Annotated in this window: 18 protein-coding genes; 5 read left to right on the top strand and 13 right to left on the bottom strand. The window is 59.9% G+C overall.

The window, feature by feature from the left end:
• Positions 1–110: 110 nt before the first annotated feature.
• The 4 genes from pdxH to ACWHRL_RS09390 all read right to left on the bottom strand — a co-directional run bounded on the left by pdxH (position 111) and on the right by ACWHRL_RS09390 (position 2,360).
• Positions 111–752 carry a pyridoxamine 5'-phosphate oxidase gene (gene pdxH / locus ACWHRL_RS09405; protein ID WP_447528882.1) on the bottom strand — a complete coding sequence of 214 codons (642 nt, stop codon included), beginning with the start codon at positions 750–752 and terminating at the stop codon, positions 111–113.
• A gap of 77 nt (positions 753–829) precedes the next feature.
• Positions 830–1,219 (bottom strand): DUF2069 domain-containing protein, encoded by a 390-nt coding sequence (locus tag ACWHRL_RS09400; protein ID WP_447893452.1) that lies wholly within the window; start codon positions 1,217–1,219, stop codon positions 830–832.
• The gene (gene wrbA, locus ACWHRL_RS09395) at positions 1,216–1,842 is read right to left on the bottom strand and encodes an NAD(P)H:quinone oxidoreductase (protein WP_447893451.1); all 627 of its coding nucleotides are present in this window, start codon (positions 1,840–1,842) and stop codon (positions 1,216–1,218) included. Before wrbA ends, ACWHRL_RS09400 begins: the two co-directional genes overlap by 4 nt.
• Positions 1,839–2,360 (bottom strand): gamma-glutamylcyclotransferase family protein, encoded by a 522-nt coding sequence (locus tag ACWHRL_RS09390; RefSeq protein WP_447893450.1) that lies wholly within the window; start codon positions 2,358–2,360, stop codon positions 1,839–1,841. The genes wrbA and ACWHRL_RS09390 overlap by 4 nt, the downstream gene beginning before the upstream one ends.
• A gap of 105 nt (positions 2,361–2,465) precedes the next feature.
• On the opposite strand from ACWHRL_RS09390, the gene smrA reads away from it, so the two are divergent.
• Entirely contained in the window at positions 2,466–3,092 is a 627-nt protein-coding gene (smrA, locus tag ACWHRL_RS09385) for a DNA endonuclease SmrA (protein ID WP_447893449.1), read from the top strand.
• A gap of 95 nt (positions 3,093–3,187) precedes the next feature.
• Here the strand turns inward: smrA and ACWHRL_RS09380 are convergent, their stop codons facing one another.
• The 3 genes from ACWHRL_RS09380 to metH all read right to left on the bottom strand — a co-directional run bounded on the left by ACWHRL_RS09380 (position 3,188) and on the right by metH (position 9,243).
• Entirely contained in the window at positions 3,188–3,721 is a 534-nt protein-coding gene (locus ACWHRL_RS09380; protein WP_447893448.1) for a DUF934 domain-containing protein, read from the bottom strand.
• A complete protein-coding gene (locus tag ACWHRL_RS09375; RefSeq protein ID WP_447528876.1) occupies positions 3,711–5,366 on the bottom strand; it encodes a nitrite/sulfite reductase in 1,656 nt (551 codons plus the stop codon). Before ACWHRL_RS09375 ends, ACWHRL_RS09380 begins: the two co-directional genes overlap by 11 nt.
• A gap of 160 nt (positions 5,367–5,526) precedes the next feature.
• Entirely contained in the window at positions 5,527–9,243 is a 3,717-nt protein-coding gene (gene metH, locus ACWHRL_RS09370; protein ID WP_447893447.1) for a methionine synthase, read from the bottom strand.
• Between the two features lie 300 nt (positions 9,244–9,543).
• On the opposite strand from metH, the gene nfuA reads away from it, so the two are divergent.
• Entirely contained in the window at positions 9,544–10,146 is a 603-nt protein-coding gene (gene nfuA / locus ACWHRL_RS09365; RefSeq protein WP_447528874.1) for a Fe-S biogenesis protein NfuA, read from the top strand.
• Between the two features lie 255 nt (positions 10,147–10,401).
• Positions 10,402–12,042, top strand: a complete 1,641-nt coding sequence (locus ACWHRL_RS09360; RefSeq protein WP_447893446.1) for a BCCT family transporter — start codon at positions 10,402–10,404, stop codon at positions 12,040–12,042.
• Between the two features lie 66 nt (positions 12,043–12,108).
• Here ACWHRL_RS09360 and ACWHRL_RS09355 read toward each other — a convergent pair whose 3' ends face one another.
• Positions 12,109–13,149 carry a DNA-binding protein gene (locus tag ACWHRL_RS09355; RefSeq protein ID WP_447893445.1) on the bottom strand — a complete coding sequence of 347 codons (1,041 nt, stop codon included), beginning with the start codon at positions 13,147–13,149 and terminating at the stop codon, positions 12,109–12,111.
• A gap of 226 nt (positions 13,150–13,375) precedes the next feature.
• Between ACWHRL_RS09355 and ACWHRL_RS09350 the strand changes: the two genes are divergently transcribed.
• Together ACWHRL_RS09350 and ACWHRL_RS09345 are read left to right on the top strand one after the other, a co-directional pair.
• Positions 13,376–14,509 (top strand): tyrosine-type recombinase/integrase, encoded by a 1,134-nt coding sequence (locus ACWHRL_RS09350; RefSeq protein WP_447896160.1) that lies wholly within the window; start codon positions 13,376–13,378, stop codon positions 14,507–14,509.
• A gap of 41 nt (positions 14,510–14,550) precedes the next feature.
• Positions 14,551–14,967, top strand: coding sequence for a SufE family protein (locus ACWHRL_RS09345; protein ID WP_447893444.1), 417 nt, complete (start codon positions 14,551–14,553; stop codon positions 14,965–14,967).
• Here ACWHRL_RS09345 and yidD read toward each other — a convergent pair.
• Genes yidD through ACWHRL_RS09320 form a run of 5 tightly spaced genes read right to left on the bottom strand, consistent with a single transcriptional unit; the run spans position 14,964 to position 18,837 of the window.
• Positions 14,964–15,314 (bottom strand): membrane protein insertion efficiency factor YidD, encoded by a 351-nt coding sequence (gene yidD / locus ACWHRL_RS09340; protein ID WP_447528870.1) that lies wholly within the window; start codon positions 15,312–15,314, stop codon positions 14,964–14,966. The genes ACWHRL_RS09345 and yidD overlap by 4 nt on opposite strands.
• 1 nt (position 15,315) lies before the next feature.
• Positions 15,316–15,780 (bottom strand): phosphoribosyl-AMP cyclohydrolase, encoded by a 465-nt coding sequence (gene hisI, locus ACWHRL_RS09335; RefSeq protein WP_447528869.1) that lies wholly within the window; start codon positions 15,778–15,780, stop codon positions 15,316–15,318.
• Positions 15,781–15,835: 55 nt separating this feature from the next.
• On the bottom strand, positions 15,836–16,288 hold the full coding sequence (locus ACWHRL_RS09330; protein WP_447528868.1) for a transcriptional repressor: 453 nt from the start codon (positions 16,286–16,288) through the stop codon (positions 15,836–15,838).
• A 30-nt stretch (positions 16,289–16,318) separates the two neighbouring features.
• Positions 16,319–17,317 carry an alpha-L-glutamate ligase-like protein gene (locus ACWHRL_RS09325; RefSeq protein WP_447893443.1) on the bottom strand — a complete coding sequence of 333 codons (999 nt, stop codon included), beginning with the start codon at positions 17,315–17,317 and terminating at the stop codon, positions 16,319–16,321.
• On the bottom strand, positions 17,314–18,837 hold the full coding sequence (locus ACWHRL_RS09320) for an inactive transglutaminase family protein (RefSeq protein ID WP_447893442.1): 1,524 nt from the start codon (positions 18,835–18,837) through the stop codon (positions 17,314–17,316). Before ACWHRL_RS09320 ends, ACWHRL_RS09325 begins: the two co-directional genes overlap by 4 nt.
• Between the last annotated feature and the right edge of the window lie 8 nt (positions 18,838–18,845).

The following is an 18,845-nucleotide window of genomic DNA, read 5'->3' as shown; positions in this document are numbered from 1 at the left end:
GCAGGCAAGGGTAGTGCCCTGGAGAGAAATGCGACGGCTAGCTCCTCTCAAAAAAGCCGTCGCATTTCATGGCGTGTTTGCCTATGAATAGGGGCTTAGAGAAAAACGGCTCAGGGCGCGAGGCGGAAACGACTCCAGGGGCCCTCGTTTTGGCGCTCGAAACGGACCCGGTCGTGCAGGCGGCTGGGCTGGCCCTGCCAGAACTCGATCATCTCGGGTTGAATGCGGTAACCGCCCCAGTGAACCGGGCGCGAAATCGGCTGGCCGTCGTAGACATGCTCAAAGCGCACCTGACGCTCTTCGATCCACTTGCGGTTGGGGATCACTACGCTTTGAGTCGCAATCCAGGCGCCCAGCTGACTGCCCCGCGGGCGGCTTTGAAAGTAGGCATCGGACTCCTCGGCCGACACCTGCTCGACCGGCCCCTCTACGCGCACCTGACGTGAAAGGCCAGGCCACCAAAAGGTCGCCGCCGCAAACGGTACGTTGCTTAGCTCGCTGCCTTTGTGGCTGTGGTAGTTGGTGTAGAACACCAGCCCTTCATCGACCCCCTTGAGCAGCACGACGCGGGCGTGGGGACGGCCCTGGCTATCTACCGTGGCCAGCGTCATGGCATTGGCGTCCTCGCCATCGCTTTCGAGGGCTTCGTTCAGCCACTGGTTGAAAAGCTCGAACGGGTTATCCGGCGTATTGGCCTCTTCCAGATGATTACCTTCGTAGTCACGCCGGACATCGGCAATATTACGGGTCATGGTGGCTGCTCCCTTAAGCGGTTATGAGTATCGTTTGGCGTAAAGTGCTTGACCTCAAGCCAAATGCAAACCCTGAACTATTGGCGCTGCTGGCGGGCGCGGAACCGGGCGTAGCCCAGCGAGCCCACGAAAAGCGCGAGTGCGGCGGCGACTTCCAAAACCCCGCGTAGGATCTGCCCGGTGGCGGCGGCGAACATCACCCCCTGGGCTATATAAAGCAAGCTAACGAAAGCGAGCCAGGCATGGCCGCGGGGGCGCTTGCCGATAATCGAGGGTAAAAAAAGCACCAGCGGCAGCACGAAGGCCAAGACCGGACGCCAATTATATTCGTCGCCCTGAACGAGAAAGCCGCGCAGCGTGACAAGTCCTAGCAGCACGACAAAGCTAATCAGCACCAGCCGGCGCATTTTGTCGGTCAACGGCGTCAGGCCATGCTGGTTTTCAAGATCGTCGAGCCACTGCCTCATGACATCGCCTCGGTGCGCATCGTATTGAGTGCCAGCGCGAGCTTTGCCAAACGCTTGCCCTGGGCGATGCAGAGCGCGCGCTCGTGCTCGTCGACCCGACGCTCGCTACGTGCGCCGGCGACGTGGCTGGCTCCGTAAGGCGTGCCGCCGGTTTGAGTACTGATCAGCTCGGTTTCATTGTAGGGAATACCCGCATACACCATGCCATGGTGTAAAAGGGGAATCAGCATGGTCAGCAGCGTGCTCTCCTGGCCACCGTGCATGCTCGATGACGCGGTAAAGCAGGTGGCGGGTTTATTGATCAACGCGCCGTTCATCCAAAGGTTGCTCGTGGTATCTAGAAAATACTTGAGCGGTGCGGCGATGTTGCCAAACCGGGTAGGGCTGCCTAGCGCCAGGCCGCAGCAGTGGCGTAAATCTTCCAGATCCGCGTAGACCGCGCCCTCTTCGGGGACTTCGCTATCCACCGCCTCGCAGGTAGGCGACACCGGCGCCACCGTGCGCAGTCGCGCTCTTATACCCGCCACGCTCTCGATACCTGCCGCGACCTGGCGCGCCATTTCGAGTGTGGCGCCCGAGCGGGAGTAGTAAAGAACCAGAATGTAGGGGGTTTCATCGCTCATAGCGTTTCCTTGAAGGGAAGGGTCTCGGCGGTGGTGTAAAAAGCGTCGTTCGCCGCCGGCTGGTTATATCTTAGCAGAGCCGTATTGTTCTCGTCGTCGGCCTGGGGCAGGCGACGGTACACCCAGGCGAGTTCGCCGCTGGCCAGGGCCAGCTCTTCGCGGCGGTAGCGAACGCCCAAGCGCTCGTAGCGGTCGAGTCTTGAAAGCTCATCCGCGGTGACGGTAAGCACCAGCCCTGGCACTTCGCTTTGCGGGCCGGGCGCTATATCGAGGCCCTCACGGCTGAAGCCTTCCAGTGTATCGGGCACCGGGTCGCCGCCAGCGAGCATTACCACCCAGCGCACCGGAGCAAAGCGCAGCGTACCGTAGACGAACACTTGATGGCTGCGCTGCTCGATGGACCCCAGCTGCTCCGGACGCTCGTAAAACCATGGGCTTAGCATGGTCAGCCAGAGCCACAGCGCGGCGGCGAGTATCATAACCAGTACGCCGACGGCTATTCGTTTGATCCCGATCATGTTCTATCCTTATAGTGAACGCCGCCTGACGCGTTAGGGGCAAGCGACGCTAAACGCCCCGGTATCGGCCAGGATATCGACTGCACCCTATCGGAGGAGCCCGCCATGAGCCAGTCGCTTCGTGATGACTTTCTTGATGACGTCCGTGAAGACGCGCGTAATGATATGGATTTTCGCTCTTTTGTTGGCGATGTGAAACCTCTAGCGAAGGGGAAGCGGGCAGAAACGGGAGACAAGCGCTCGCGCCCCTCGGAGGCGCAGTTGGCACGGCGCGAGCGCGCCGAAGAGGCCATCGAGCACACTAACTTTCTTTCCGACGACTTCGTCGACTTGCTACCCCCCATCGACCCGATCAAGTATCGCCGCGAGGGCATTCAGCAGGGCGTCGTCGATAAGCTGCGCCACGGCGGCTACGCCATGCAAGCCCAGCTTCACTTGTTAAGGCGCCCATTAGCCGAATGCCGCCGAATGCTCTTTCCGTTCATTCAAGACGCCTACGCCAATGACCTGCGCTCGGTGATGATCATTCACGGGCGGGGACGCGAGATCGACAGCCCCGCCAACGTGCTGCGCTCCTACCTTGCCAAGTGGCTTTGCCAGTTCGAGGAAGTGCAGGCCTACGTCTCGGCCCAGCCTTCAGAGGGCGGGATGGGTGCCACTTGGGTGATGCTGCGCAAGAGCGACCGTGCTAAATCCAACAATCGCGAGCGCCAGCAGAAGCGCCGCGGCTAACTGTCGCCACGCAGGTTTTTCTGAAACTAATTTTTCCTAAAACTAAAAAGGGCAGCCATTAGGCTGCCCTTTTCATGGGAGATCGAAAGTGACCGCTACTCGGCGGCGGCCAAGCGGCGCTCGAACAGCGCCGAGCGCACCTCGACATCGCTTTGGTAGCGCACGCTGAACGCTTTTAGCGCGCGCAGGGCCACGTCCGGCTCCTGGTCTTCGCGAAGCGCCATGGCGTCGAAGCCGCAGCGCTCCATGTAGTTGAGCTGGTCGATCAGCACATCGCCCACCGCGCGAAGTTCCCCCTCAAAACCGTAGCGTTCGCGCAAAAGCCGCGCCAGGCTGTAGCCGCGGCCATCGGTAAAGGCGGGGAAGTCGATCGCTACCGCCGCGCTCTTTTTAAGCTCTTCACCCAGCGCCGGGGTTAGCTCGGTGTCGCTTGATAGCAACGGGGCGAGTTCCGCGTCTTCTGCGTGCTCGCGCCAAAGCGCCAGCGGCACGAACGCCGGCAATTGGTCGGGCAGTGCCTCGACGTCGTATGAGACGCACCAGGCGTTTTCCGATGCCAGCTCGCCCCCCACGATCAGGTGGTCGACGTGAACCAGGGCCGGGGCGGTTTCTTGTGCATCAGTGGGCATAAACGCGCTCCTTGAAGGGTTTCATACCAATGCGGCGATAGGTGTCCAGAAAGCGCTCGTCTTCGTGACGCTCGGCGACGTACACCTCGAGCACTTTTTCGACCACGTTCGGCACGTCCTCGCGGAAAAACGATGGCCCCAGAATCTTGCCAAGCGAGGCATCGTCAGTGGAGTTGCCGCCGATCGAAACCTGATAGTACTCCTCGCCCTTTTTATCGACGCCGAGAATGCCGATATGGCCCACGTGATGATGGCCGCAGGCATTCATACAACCCGAGATGTTCAAGTCCAGCGGCCCCAGGTCGTAGAGGAAGTCGAGATCCTCAAAGCGCTCTTGCAAGGCCTGAGCGATAGGGATGGAGACCGCGTTGGCCAGGCTGCAGTAATCGCCGCCAGGACAGCAGATGATATCGTTGAGCGTGCCCACGGTGGGGTTGGCCATGCCCAGCGCCTCGAGCTCTTCCCAAAGCGCCTGCATATCGTCCACCGGCACATCCGAAAGCACCAGGTTCTGTTCGTGGGTGACCCGCACTTCACCAAAGCCATAGCGGTCGGCGAGATCCGCCACCGCTTCCATCTGGTCCGCTGTCACATCGCCCGGGGCGTGCTCGCGGCGCTTGAGCGAGAGCGTGACCGCCTTGTAGCCCGGCACCTTGTGATCGCTTACGTTGTTGGTCACAAAGCGCGCAAAGGCGCGGTTCTCTTCGCGCAGCGCGTTGTACGCATCGGTGGCACCCTCGGCCACTTCGCGACGCTCGGGTTCGGGGAAGTGGCGCTTGGCCTCATCCACGGCTTTTTGGGTCAGGGTTTGCGGGCCGTCTTTCAGGTGTGCCCACTCTTCGTCCACGCGGCGGCGATACTCCTCGATACCCAAGGCCTTGACCAGAATCTTGATGCGCGCCTTGAACTTGTTGTCGCGGCGGCCGAACTGGTTGTACACCCGTACGCAGGCCTCGAGATACGTCAAAAGGTGCTGCCAGGGCAGATCCTCGCGTACCACCTCGGCAATCATCGGCGTGCGGCCAAGGCCGCCGCCGGCGAGCACCTTGACGCGCAGCTCACCGGCGTCGTTGCGCCACAGGCGCAGGCCGATGTCGTGCACCTGGATCGCTGCACGGTCCTGGCTTGCGCCGCTCACCGCGATCTTGAACTTGCGCGGAAGGTAAGCGAACTCCGGGTGCAGCGTCGACCACTGGCGAATCAGCTCGCACCAGGGGCGCGGATCTTCGACTTCGTCATTGGCGATGCCGGCGAATTGGTCGCTGGTGGTGTTACGGATACAGTTGCCGCTGGTTTGAATGGCGTGCATCTGCACCTTGGCAAGCTCGCCCAGGATATCCGGCACGTCTTCCATTGCCGGCCAATTGAGCTGCAGGTTCTGGCGCGTAGTGAAGTGGCCGTAGCCGCGGTCATAACGCCTTGTGATCTCGGCAAGCGCCCGCAATTGATTGCCAGCCAGCATGCCGTAGGGGATAGCGATGCGCAGCATCGGCGCATGACGCTGGATATAGAGACCGTTTTGCAGACGCAGCGGGCGAAACTCTTCTTCACCCAAGCGGCCGGCCTGGTAACGCTCCATCTGATCGCGGAACTGAGCGACCCGCTCGTCGACGAGCGTTTGGTCGTGAATATCATAACGGTACATGTGCACGGTCCTGCATAGCGAAATGGTCACGTCGAGACGGACGGTAGGTTGCCGTCACCTTAACGCAGATCGGTATATTCTATGAAAGAATATATAATTATCTTTTTATCGTTAAAGGCTATTTAAAAGGGCGCCGGAATGCAAAACCGGCGCATTACTTTTAGCTCGCCTTTTTCTCTTCCTGGCCTGGTTCGTAGGAGAGCACCGGCGATAGCCAACGCTCAAGCTCGCCCAGCGCCATGCCCTTGTGGTTGGCCAGCGCCTCGACCTGGTCCCGGGTGATCTTGCCGGTCGAGAAGTACTTCGACTGCGGATGAGCGAAGTACCAGCCCGATACCGCCGCCGCCGGCCACATGGCGAAGTTCTCGGTCAGCGTCAGCCCGGTATTTTCAGGCGCGTTTAAAAGCTTAAACAGCGTCGCCTTTTCGGTGTGGTCCGGGCAGGCCGGGTAGCCGGGAGCAGGGCGAATGCCGCGGTACTTCTCGGCAATCAAGGCATCGTTGTCGAGCGCCTCATCCTTGTCGTAGCCCCAGAACTCCTTGCGTACCCGCTCGTGAAGGCGCTCGGCGAACGCCTCGGCCAGCCGGTCGGTGAGCGCCTGCACCATGATCGCGTTGTAGTCGTCGCCGGCTTTCTCATACGCCTTGGAGAGTTCGTCGACGCCGTGGCCGGTGGTCACCGCAAAGCCGCCGATCCAGTCGGGCTTGCCGCTCTCTTTCGGGGCGATGAAGTCCGCCAGGCTATAGCACAGGCCGTCGCGGCCCTTGGTGGTTTGCTGGCGAATATGGTGAAGGCGATCGACCACTTCCTCGCGGCTCTCATCAGCGTAGACTTCGATCACGTCGTCGTCGACGCTGTTGGCAGGCCACAGGCCGATCACGCCGCGGGCGTGAATATGTCCCTCGGTGAGGAGCTTATCGAGCATCGCTTTGGCGTCCTCGAAGAGGCTGCGCGCCGCCTCGCCGACTACCTCGTCGTTGAGAATTTTCGGGTACTTGCCCGCTAGCTGCCAGCTCATGAAAAACGGCGTCCAGTCGATACGCTCGACCAGCTCCGAAAGGTCGTAGTTCTCGAACACGGTAATGCCGGGCTTTAACGGCTCGACCGGCGTTGCCTCGTTCCAGTCGGTCTTGAAGCGGCGTTTACGCGCCTGAGTGTAGTCAAGATCCGCGGCCTTGGGGCGACGCTTGGCGTTTCGCTCGCGCACCACCTCGTACTCATCGCGAATACTCTGAACGTACTCGCCCTTGAGGCTCGGGGTCAAAAGCCGCCCGGCCACACCCACCGCCCGAGAGGCGTCGGTGACGTAGATCACCGGATGTTCGTACTGCGGCTCGATCTTCACCGCGGTATGCGCTTTGGACGTAGTGGCCCCGCCGATCAGAAGGGGGAGATCCATACCGCGGCGCTGCATTTCTTTCGCCACATGCACCATTTCGTCGAGGGACGGCGTGATCAGCCCGGAAAGGCCAATGATGTCCGCGTTGTGCTCTTCGGCGGCCTTGAGGATCTTCTCGGCGGGGACCATCACGCCCAGATCGATCACCTCGTAGTTATTGCACTGAAGCACCACGCCGACGATGTTCTTGCCGATATCGTGAACGTCGCCTTTTACCGTGGCCATGACGATCTTGCCCTTGGCCTGGGTGTCGCCGCTTTTTTCCGCCTCGATATACGGAATGAGATACGCCACCGCCTGTTTCATGACCCGGGCGGACTTCACCACCTGGGGCAGAAACATCTTGCCCGCGCCGAAGAGATCACCCACCACGTTCATGCCATCCATCAACGGGCCTTCGATCACCTCGATCGGGCGCGCAGCCTGGGCGCGTGCCTCTTCGGTGTCGTCCTCGATATGGGCGGTGATGCCCTTGACCAGGGCGTGCTCGATGCGCTTGTTGACGGGGAGGCTGCGCCACTCGAGATCTTCTTTCTTGGCTGCGCCGCTACCGTCGCCCTTGTACTTGTCAGCGATGTCCAGAAGGCGCTCTGTGCCGTCCTCGCGGCGGTTGAGCACCACATCCTCGACCGCTTCGCGAAGCTCCAAAGGTAGATCGTCGTAGACCGCGAGCTGCCCGGCATTGACGATGCCCATGGAGAGACCGTTCTTGATCGCGTGATACAAGAACACCGAGTGAATCGCCTCGCGCACCGGGTTGTTGCCGCGAAAGGAGAACGACACGTTCGACACGCCGCCGGAGATCATGGCGTGGGGCAGGTGGTCGCGAATGAAGCGGCACGCATCGATGAAGTCCACCGCGTAGTTGTTGTGCTCCTCGATGCCGGTGGCGATGGCGAAGATGTTGGGGTCGAAAATGATGTCCTCGGCGGGGAAGCCGATCTCGTCGACCAGCAGGCGGTACGCCCGCTCGCAGATTTCGGTCTTGCGCGCGAAGGTGTCCGCCTGGCCCTCTTCATCGAAGGCCATGACGACGATCGCCGCGCCATAGCGCATGCACTTGGTGGCCTGCTCGCGAAAGATGGCTTCGCCTTCTTTTAGCGAGATCGAGTTGACCACCGCCTTGCCCTGCACGCACTTGAGCCCGGTTTCGATGATCTCCCACTTGGAGGAGTCGATCATGATCGGCACCCGGGCGATGTCCGGCTCGCCGGCGATCAGGTTCAAAAATCGCTCCATGGCCTCCTGGGATTCGAGCATCCCTTCGTCCATGTTGATGTCGATCACCTGAGCACCGTTCTCGACCTGCTCCAGCGCCACTTCCAGCGCGGTGGTGAAGTCCTCCTCGACGATCAAGCGCTTGAAGCGTGCGGAGCCTGTCACGTTGGTACGCTCGCCGACGTTGACGAACAGCGAATCCGCCTGGATGTTGAACGGCTCGAGCCCGGAAAGCCGGCACGCCCTGTCGCGTTCGGGCACCTGGCGCGGCGCCATGGGGCGCACGGCCTCGGCGATGGCTCGAATATGCTCGGGCGTGGAGCCACAGCAACCGCCGATGATGTTGACCAGCCCGCTCTTGGCGAATTCGCCGACAATGGCGGCCATCTCTTCCGGGGTTTGATCGTACTCGCCGAACTCGTTGGGAAGCCCCGCATTGGGGTGGGCGGAGACGAAGGTATCCGCCTTGTTGGAGAGCTCCTCCACGTAGGGGCGAAGCTCTTCCGCGCCGAGGGCGCAGTTGAGACCCACGGAAAACGGGTTGGCGTGGCGCACCGAGTTCCAAAAGGCTTCCGTGGTTTGGCCGGAAAGTGTGCGGCCCGAGGCGTCGGTAATCGTGCCCGAGATCATCACCGGCAGGCGCCGACCCAGATCCTCGAACAGCACCTCTAACGCGTAGATCGCTGCCTTGGCGTTGAGCGTATCGAAGATCGTCTCGATCATGATCAGATCGGCGCCGCCTTCGATCAGCGCGGCCGCGGCCTCGTAATAGTTTTCATACAGCGCGTCGAAGGTGACGTTACGCTTGGCCGGGTCATTGACGTCCGGCGAGAGCGAGGCGGTGCGCGAGGTCGGGCCAAGCACGCCGGCCACAAAACGGGGCACGCCGGTCTCATCGAAGACGTCGTCACAGACCTTACGCGCAAGCCGCGCGGATTCGCGGTTGAGCTCGACGACCAGTTCCTCCATGCCGTAGTCGGCCTGGGAGAGGCGGGTGCTGTTGAAGGTGTTGGTTTCGAGAATGTCTGCGCCGGCTTCGAGATAGTCGCGGTGAATGCGCGCGACCAGCTCGGCTTGTGTCAGCGCCAGCAGGTCGTTATTGCCTTTCAGGTCCGAAGGCCAGTCGCGAAAGCGCTCGCCGCGAAACTCCGCCTCGCTGAGCTCCGCGTTTTGCAACATGGTGCCCATCCCCCCGTCCAGCAGCAGGATGTGTTGGGAGAGGCGTTGGGTCAGCGACGCAGTCATTTCACGTAAAGCCATGGCGAGGGGGAGTCTCCAGCAGGGCAATCAAGGGGATTGGCGCAAGCACCAGCGCAAAGGAACTTCATCATATCAAACGGTCAAGAGCGGGGCAGCACCGTGAACGTCAAGAGCGTGATCTTCCTCGTCGCTTGGCCGCATTTTTGAAGTGCTCATCGGCTTATAAGTCAAAACGAAATGCGTTCGACGGAATAGTTTACTAAAATAGTCGGGATTGTGTCGGCAGGCGGTTTTGCTTACCATGGACACAAATGACATGTGAAGCGGCCTAGCCGCTACCACAGGAGGAACAGATCGCTCATGACCACGACTATCGAAGCGCCCGGCATTGATATTACCGATAGCGCCCAGGGCTATCTCGCGGAACTGCTGGAAAAGCAGAACGTGGATGGCATTGCGGTGCGTATCTTCATTACCCAGCCCGGTACACCCTACGCGGAAACGTGCCTGGCCTATTGCCGTCCCGGCGAAGAAGAGCCCAGCGATGTTAAGCTGGAACTCGAGAAAATCAACGTGTTTCTCGACAAGAACAGCCTCGCGTTTCTGGAAGAAGCGGTGGTCGATTTCAACGCCGACCGCATGGGTGGCCAGCTCACCATCAAGGCGCCCAACGCCAAGATGCCCAAGGTGAATGCGGACAGCCCCTTGGAAGACCGTATCAACTACGTGCTCTACAGCGAGATCAACCCGGGGCTTGCCGCTCACGGTGGCGAGATCAAGCTGATCGAGCTCACCGAGCAAAAGGTAGCAGTACTTGCCTTCGGTGGCGGCTGCCAGGGCTGCGCGGCAGTGGATCTCACCCTGAAAGACGGGGTGGAAAAGACCCTGGTCGAGCGCATCCCTGAGCTTGCCGGCATCCGCGACGTGACCGATCACTCGGATACGACCAACGCCTACTACTAACGAGCGCCCCAAGGCGTTTTAGTAAGCGTTAAACCCAAAAGCGCCCCGCACTAGCGGGGCGCTTTTTTTGTGGGTGCTTTTAAGCAAACGGCTGGTCTCAACAGCGCCTTTTAACTCTTGATCAACGCTTTTACAGCGTAAAAAATTTGTAAAACATCGGCTGATGGCATATTTGAATAGGGGGGTACGACTTACGTCCAATCATCAATAACGATACTAAAATGTCCGGGGGGCAGAATCATTAATAAGCCATCGATGTTATCCAATATTCACAAGCCGATCTTTTTCGGCTCTTTGGGGCTTTTGCTGTTGGTGACGCTTCCGCTCATTATCTTCCCGGAGATGGGCAGGGTCTGGGTAATGGCCGCCCAGGAGTTCGTCTCACGAACCTTCGGCATGCTCTATTTGACCATGGGGATCGCCTCGCTCGGGTTCATGCTCTATATCGTGTTCAGCGATATCGGCCAGATCAAGCTCGGCGATATTGACACCGAGCCCGAGTTTTCCTTGCTTTCCTGGGGTGCGATGCTGTTCGCCGCGGGTATCGGCGGGGCGGTGGTGTTCTGGGGCATGGTCGAATGGATGTACTACCTGCAGGATCCGCCCTTCGGGCTCGAGCCATTTTCTGATGAAGCCACCGCCTGGGCGGCGACCTACGGCATGTTCCACTGGGGGCCGGTGGCCTGGTCGATCTATCTGGTGCCGGCGCTGCCCATGGCGTACTTCCTCCATGTGCGCAAGCACAAGGTACTGCGCATTAGCGAGGCGATTCGCCCGGTGCTGGGGGAAAAGCTCGCGCGTAGCTGGCTTGGCAATATCATCAATATTCTGTTTATCTTCGGCATGCTGGGCGGCGGGGCGACCTCATTGGGTATTCTGGTGCCGTTGATCAACGAAGGGCTGGGTAATCTTTTCAACTTCACGCCTAATGCAGCCAGTCAGGTGCTGGTACTGATCGGTACCACGGCGCTTTTTGCCATCAGTGCCTGGCGCGGGCTCAAGGGCGGAATCGAGCTCTTGTCCGACATCAACATGTGGCTGGGCCTGGGCGTCTTGACGTTCATCCTGATCGTGGGCCCCACGGTATTCATTCTGGATACCGGGCTCAACTCCATTGGTTTGATGCTGAGTAACCTGGTGCGCATGGCGACCTGGACCGAGCCCTTTGGCTCACTGGGTGGCTTCGAGGAAACCGGCTTTACCCGGACCTGGACGGTGTTCTATTGGGCCTGGTGGCTCGTTTTTGCGCCGACGGTAGGCCTATTCATTGCGCGAATCTCCAAGGGCCGGCGCATCAAGACCATGGTGGCAGGCTCCATGTTCTTCGGCTCACTTGGCTGCGCGCTGTTTTTCATCATCCTGGGCAATTACGGCCTCTACCTACAGCTAAGCGGTACCCTGGACGTCATTCAGATCATGAACGACAGCTCCGCCAACGCGGCGTTCTACGCGGTGCTGGGTGAGCTTCCGCTGACCTGGCTGGTGACGCTGGCGGTGGTGATACTGCTTTCGATCTTCACGGCCACCACCTTCGACTCCATCGCCTACATTCTCTCCTCGGCGGCGGAGAAGAATCTCGAGGAAGAGCCTGGGCGTTTTCATCGCCTGTTCTGGGCGTTCACGCTGTCGTTTTTGCCCATGTCGCTGCTGTTTCTGGGCGGTCTCGAGACGCTGCAGACGGCGAGTATCGTCAGCGGGGTGCCGCTTTTATTGATCGCGGTGCTGTTGATGGTCTCGATGGTGCGCGCTGCCAAATACGATTTGCGCTATCAGCCGGATTACAACGACCCGGAGATCAATATCGAAGAGTTTCCGGAAAACGACCCCTGGACCGAAGAAGGCTCTTGGGAGCAGCCCGAGGAGTCGGAGGACGAGACCCCCAAGCCCCAGACCTAAGCCAATGAGGCGCCGGGAGAAGTCGGCCTTCGCCGCTCTGACCTGATAAGAAAGCAGAGCCACCTCCTAGCGAGGTGGCTTTTTTGTATCACTCTCCTTTTGCGCCGCGTTGAGCGTTTGCGGCAGGGTGCTTAGCTGCTGATGAAGCGCCTGGATCTGTTCGTTGAGCGAGCGCTGCCATGCGTTGGCATCGCTTGCCTGGGCGCGGCTCTGCTCCAGCTGTTGCTGGCTCTGCTGCAGGCGTTGCTCGAGCTCGGCATTGTCCTCGCTCAAGGCGCGTTTATCCTTCTCAAGCTGCGCCAGGTGTTCTTTGGCACTGCGCGCCTCCAGGCTCTGCTGCTGAAGGGCTTCCTGCTTGCGTGCAAGCTCCTCTTCGAGCGTAGTGCGCTTTTGCTCCTGCTGGCCGAGCCGCTTCTGGTGCGCTTTCTCTTCTTGGGCGCGCTCTTGTCTGAGCGTATCCAGTAGGGCCATCAGCTTGCCCTCGGAGGCTTCGTTGCGCTCCTCCTCCTGGGCCAGGCGCTGCTCCCAGCTTTTTTGCATTGCCTGGCGCTCTTGTTGGGCGCTTTCCTGGTGCGCCTGATAACGCTGTTCGAGTTCTGCATTGGCGTGTTGGGCGCGCTCGGTCTGCTGCTCGGCGCGCGTTGCCTGCTCGATCAGCTGCGCCTGGCTCGACTCGAGCGTGGCGAGTTCGCGGCTCAGTGCTTCAAGGCGCGCCTCGGTATGACGCAGGTGCTCGGCCAGCGCTTTCTCGCGCTGCTGGGCATCCAGGGCGTTCTGCTCGGCGCGCTCCGCGACTTCCTTGGCTTCGTCTACCTGACGGCTGGCGTCTTCGCGGTAGTGAACCAGCGCCTGATTAGCGACGTCCTGGGCCTCGCGCCACAGCTCACTCGCCGTATTCACGACGACTTCCGGTACGCCCTTGGGCGGCGGTACGTCACGGTTTTGTTCGCGCTCACTACGCCACTGGCGAAAGTGCTCGCTGATGGTCGTAAAGCTGCCCGTACCCAGCACCTCGCGGATGCGCTGAACACTGGGGTTATCGCCCTGGCTCAGCAGCGTATCGATTGCCTGCTGAACGTCGCTGTACTGAATGCCGCTACGCGCCATGGTGTCGATCCTGATGGTCGGTGAAGCGGCCATTTTGGCTTAGTGTGCTTATTAATACAATAATTACGTAAAACGTAATATTTAATTTTATTTACGATTATTTCATTAAATTCAAGATTACACGTATTATCTTGAGTTTTTATAAGTTAATCGTCAGAATTCGGGATGAGGGGCAAACAAACAGGAGGGCGGCGTGAGCGATGACGGGCTGCTGGTTAGTCAAAATATTGAATTAGAAGAAGTTTTAGGGGGCGTCGAGCGTGCTGCCAGCGGTGCGCGCATCGAGGCCGCAAGTGACGCCGAGGCGGTGGGGCTCTGGCTTGCGGAATATCGCGAAAGCCCCCAAACCTTCAAGGCGTACCGGCGCGAGGCGCAGCGGCTGCTGCTCTGGCTCGATAGCATCGGTAGGCGCTTGAATGATGTGGATCGCGAGGCGCTTCGCGCCTTCGAGGCGTTTCTGGAAAACCCGGAGCCCGCATCCTTTTGGATCGGGCCCGGCGCGCCGCGCTCTAGTCCGGACTGGCGACCGTTTCGCGCCGGGCTTTCACCGGCCAGCCGCCGCCAAAGTCTGGTCATTCTTCAAGGGCTATATAGCTGGCTGGTCGAGGCGGGATGGGTCGCGCATAACCCGTTTAGGTTGATGCGCGATAAATCGCGGCGGCTCAATAATCAGACGACGTCGGTCGAGCGCTACCTGGAGCAGTCGCTTTGGCAGTGGCTTTGGGACTGGCTTGGCCAGACAGAGGAGGGTGCAAGCCCCAGGCAGCGCTTCGAGCAGGCGAGGCGGCGGTTCATTTTCAGCTTTGCTTACTTATTGGCGCCGCGCATCAGCGAGATGAGTGAGGCCAAAATGGAAGACTTTCGGCTGATAGAAGGGCGCTGGTGGTGGGTGGTGACCGGCAAGGGGCAGAAACGGGCGCGTATACCGCTGCCCGAGGACATGCTCGAAGCGCTAAAAGAGTGGCGCTTCGCGCTCGGCCTTTCGCCGCTGCCTGGCTTCGATGAACCGACGCCACTTCTGCGTGCACTGGATAAAACGCGCAGTATCAGCGACAACCAGCTCTATCGGTTGATCAAGTCGGCGTTTTTACAGGCCGCGCAAGCGCTCGAGCAAGAGCAGGGCGAACCGGCCCATGTCGATACGTTGCGACGGGCCACGCCGCACTGGCTGAGACACACCTCGATTACCCACCAGGCGCAGTCGGGCATCAGCCTTCGCTACCTGGCCGAGAGCGCCCGCCACGCCCGTCTTGAAACCACCAGCCGCTACCTGCATACCGAGGCTGACGAGTGGCATGACGAGCAGCAGCGCCACCGCATTCATTCGAGGGCCCCAAAAAGGGGCAGTGACACGTTATAATGATTGCCAGATTTATCTTTCAAGACGTCCAAGGAGGCATCATGAGCACGCCCGGCCCCGAGCTCGCCCAGCAAGAGCTGGTTGAAGAGTTTGAGATGTTCGATAACTGGATGGACCGGTATCAGTACATCATCGATATGGGAAAGCAGCTCCCTGAATTTCCTGGTGAATGGCAAACCGAGCAGTACAAGATCCAAGGGTGTCAGTCGAACGTGTGGATGAACCATGAGGTCGATGGCGAAAAGCTGGTGTTCAAGGCGACCTCGGACGCTGCCATCGTCTCGGGGTTGATCGGCATGCTGCTGCGCATTTATAGCGAGCGCACGCCGGCAGAGATCACCGCGACCCAGCCGCACTTTCTTCAGGACCTGGGGCTGGATAAGCACCTGTCTCCCACGCGCAGCAACGGCCTGCACGCCATGCTCGAACGTATCTATCAGGTCGCGCAAAGCGCCTAGGCTTTGTTCTTACCGTTCGGCTTATCGTCGTGACCGGCGCAGGCGTCTTTACCTTCGTTGCGCTGGTCGGCCTTGTGCAAGGCTTCGCTTCGCCCGCCGGGAACCGGGTCCATGCCACCTGGGTGGCCGGGGTGGCACTTGCTGATGCGTTTGATCGCCATCCAGCCGCCCTTGAACGGGCCATGAACCTTTATGGCTTCAACGGTATAGGAGGAGCAGCTTGGCCAAAAGCGGCAGCGCGGGCCGAGCAGGGGGCTCAGCGTTACCTGATACACTTTGACCAAACCGATCAAGACCGCCCCCAGCGCCCTGGTCAGCGCGATTTTAAGAGCGCGTAAAGCGGGCACGTTATTTGACGTAGAGGGTGGCCGGGTCAATCAGCGCTTCGCTGATGATCGCGGCGTTTTGGGGGTCGATTGCGATATAAAAGCAGCTTTTACGCCCGGTGTGGCACGCAGGACCGGTTTGATCGACCTGAAGAAGTAGCGTGTCGCCGTCGCAATCAAAGGCGGCGGACACCAGCGCTTGCTGCTGGCCGGAGCTTTCGCCCTTACGCCAGAGCTTTTTGCGCGAGCGCGAGTAGTAGCACACGCGTTTCGTTTTTAACGTCTCTTCCAACGCTTCGCGGTTCATCCAGGCCATCATCAGCACTTCTTTGGTGTCGTGCTGTTGGGCAATGGCCGGTATCAGTCCTTCGTCGTTGAATTTGGCCGCGTCCAAAAGCGTTGCCGTCTCGGGCAGCGTATCTTCTCCCGTGGCGGCTTCGATCGCTTTAAAGAGCTCATTGGGCGGGATCTGGTCAAAACGGGACATAAATACTCGTATTAAGTGAAGGCATTCAGGCGCGAGCCGTTGGACTCGGGGAGGGCTAATCGATGCGCTGCTCTTTTCGGCACGCCGCACAAAGGCCCTGAAGCTCGATGGTTTGGCGCTCTACGTTGAAGCCCTTTTGGCTTGCAAGTTCTGCCAGTTCGTCGCTGATCGCATCCAGGTGTAACTCCTCGACGTGGCCGCATTGTCGGCAAATCAACAGTTGGAAGCCGTGGGTATGTTCCGGGCAGGCGCAGGCAATATAGGCGTTTTGTGACTCGATACGGTGAACGAAGCCTTCGGTAATCAAAAACTCCAGCGCCCGGTAAACGGTGGGCGGGCGGGCCGCGGCGTGTTCGCTCGAGAGTTGGTCGAGCAAATCGTAGGCTTTCAAGCCGCCGCCGTTGTCCGCGATCATTTCGAGCACGCGCTTGCGAATAGGCGTAAAACGCACTCCCCGCGTAATGCACTGTGATTCCGCCTGCTGCAGTAGCGTACTGGTTTTCATCATCAACGACCCGGTTAACGTAACACGCCTAGTTTACGCGCTCGCCGCCTTCGTGTCAGGGGAGGCGGTAAGCTCGCTTTGCCGGGCAAAGTGGTGCTGGGCAAAGGCCACGCGCTCCTGGGCACCCACGCCATCGGGTTGGCGTTCGATCAAATCGAGCCGTCGGCGCAGCCCCTCGCCGTTGGTCATTTGAATGGCGAGGCCCGGGCGGGCATTGAGCTCCAAAAGCATCGGGCCGTGTACTCGGTCGAGCACCATGTCGGTGCCCAGATAGCCAAGCCCGGTCATTTCATAGCAGCCGGCGGCCAGGTTCAAGAGGGTGTCCCACTGAGGCACCACCAGGCTTGCCAAATCATGGCCGGTATCCGGGTGGCGGTAGCAGGGGCGGTCGAACTGCACGCCGCGAAGCGCCTCGCCACTGGCAATGTTGAGCCCCACGCCGACCGCCCCCTGATGAAGGTTGGCTTTACCGTCCGAGGCCGCGGTAGACAGGCGCATCATGGCCATGACCGGGTAGCCCTTGAAGACGATGACGCGGATATCCGGTACGCCTTCGTAGGTGTAGGCCATCAGGCTCTCGTCGAAGTTGATCAGCGTTTCGATCACCGCGACGTCCGGCGAGCCACCCAGCGAATAGAGCCCGGAGAGGATATTGGACACGTGACGCTCGACATCGGTCAGTGTCAGGTGGGCGCCGCTGGGTTTGATGAAGGCATTCTCTTCGACGTTCTCGATCACCAGAATGCCCTTGCCACCGCTGCCCTTGGCGGGCTTGATGACGAAGCCTTTGTGGCCGGTCAGCATCGCGCCGATATGCTTGACCCCGAACTGGGTGCCTACCGTGCCGATCAGCGCTGGCGTGGTGATGTTATAGCGCTGGGCCAACAACTTGGTTTGGAGCTTGTCGTCCACCAGCGGATAGAGCTTGCGCGAGTTGTACCGGCCAATATAGCGGATATTGCGCCGGTTCATCCCGATGATGCCCTTGTTCTGCAGGTTTTTGGGCCAGGTCCAGTCCTTGAGCCAGCTCATGACGGCTTCTCGTCATCGATAATGGGCTTGAAGCGGCGAAGCTCCAGCAGGCGGTAACCGGTGTAGTTACCCAGCAGCAAAATGAACGCCATCAGAATCAGCTGCACACCGAGGAAATTGAAAGTGATGTGGCGAATCCAGGGGTTATTCATGGCCAGGTACGCCAGTACCGCGGTGACCAAACTACCGCCCCCCTGAATCAGTACTTCCTTGGGGCCTTCCTCTTCCCAGAGAATCGACATGCGCTCGATCGTCCAGGCCAAAATGATCATCGGGAAGAAAGTGACGGTAAGCCCGGCACTAAGCCCCATACGGTAGGCCAGTACGGTGAAGGCGGCAATGATGGCGATGACCGTGATGATCACCGCCGACACTCGCGCTACCAACAGTAAATTCAAATAAGACAGATAGTTACGAATCACCAGGCCAACGGCAACGATCAGCAAGAAGCCGATGAGACCCGTTAGCAGCGTGGTCTGGATGAACGCCAGGGCGATCAGTACCGGCATGAAGGTACCGGAGGTTTTAACGCCGATGAATACGCGCAGCAGCACGACCACCAACGCACCGATGGGAATCAGCAAAATGGTCTGGAACAGTGCCTGCTCTTCCAGCGGCAGGCTGTGAATCGAGAAATTCAACAGCGTATTGTCCGAGCGGTGATTGCGCACGGCCGCCGAGGCGGGCTGATTATGGGTCAACATCGAGAAGCTGACTTGGGAGTTGGTGCCACCCAGCACTTCGAGCACCGCGCGGCCGCCGGTTTCCCACAGCAGCAGGTTGTCCGGCCGGCCACGCTCGCCGGTGACCGGGTTGAAAATCGCCCACTGATCACCGGGCTCGTCGAAGACCTGAATCCAGCTAGACAGCGACTGACGCCGGCGGGCGTCTTCGAGCAATAAGCCGCTGACTTCCCGCGCCTGGACACCGGCCTGGTTTAAAAGACGCACGATAAGCGCCGAAGGCTCTTCCTGGGTCAGCAGCAGGCGCGCATTTTCCGCTTGGCGCTCGCCGTTGATATCCAGGATGAGCTCGCGGGCGAAGGTCGCGTTATCGGCACTGCGCGCCCAAGCGCGTTCGATGATCTGTTCAGCGGCCGACTCGTAGGGTGACTCCCAGGGGGCAGGCGTCGAAAGCCCGGGCGGGGTCTGGATCGGCGCGCGGGCATCCGGTGATACCAGCATCTGTACCGAGTAGTAAAGCTGCTGGCTACCGGCGGCGTTGCGAATCGTCCACTGCGCCTGGCGGCCCAGCTCGTCGGCGCTATAGGCAAGTCCATAGCCGGAGGACGCGGTGTTTTCGGTCAGTACGCGGTATCCCGCCTGGTGGGAAGGCAGCGCAAGGTCGACCTGAACCGGGCCGTTTTGGGCGTTGAAGGTGATGACCGCTTCGATTTCCCATACCTGACGCTGTTCGCCGGGCACCCAGGGAATTTCGAACTGGACGTGGCGGTGAACGCTGGCAGCGATCCCCGCAATCAATAAAAAACCCACGATCAAATAGAAGGGCAAGCGTGACATGAAGATTC

This window comes from Vreelandella sp. GE22, from assembly GCF_968212445.1.
The sequence above is the reverse complement of the archived record's forward strand: the minus strand, read 5'-3'. Positions and strand labels throughout refer to the sequence as shown.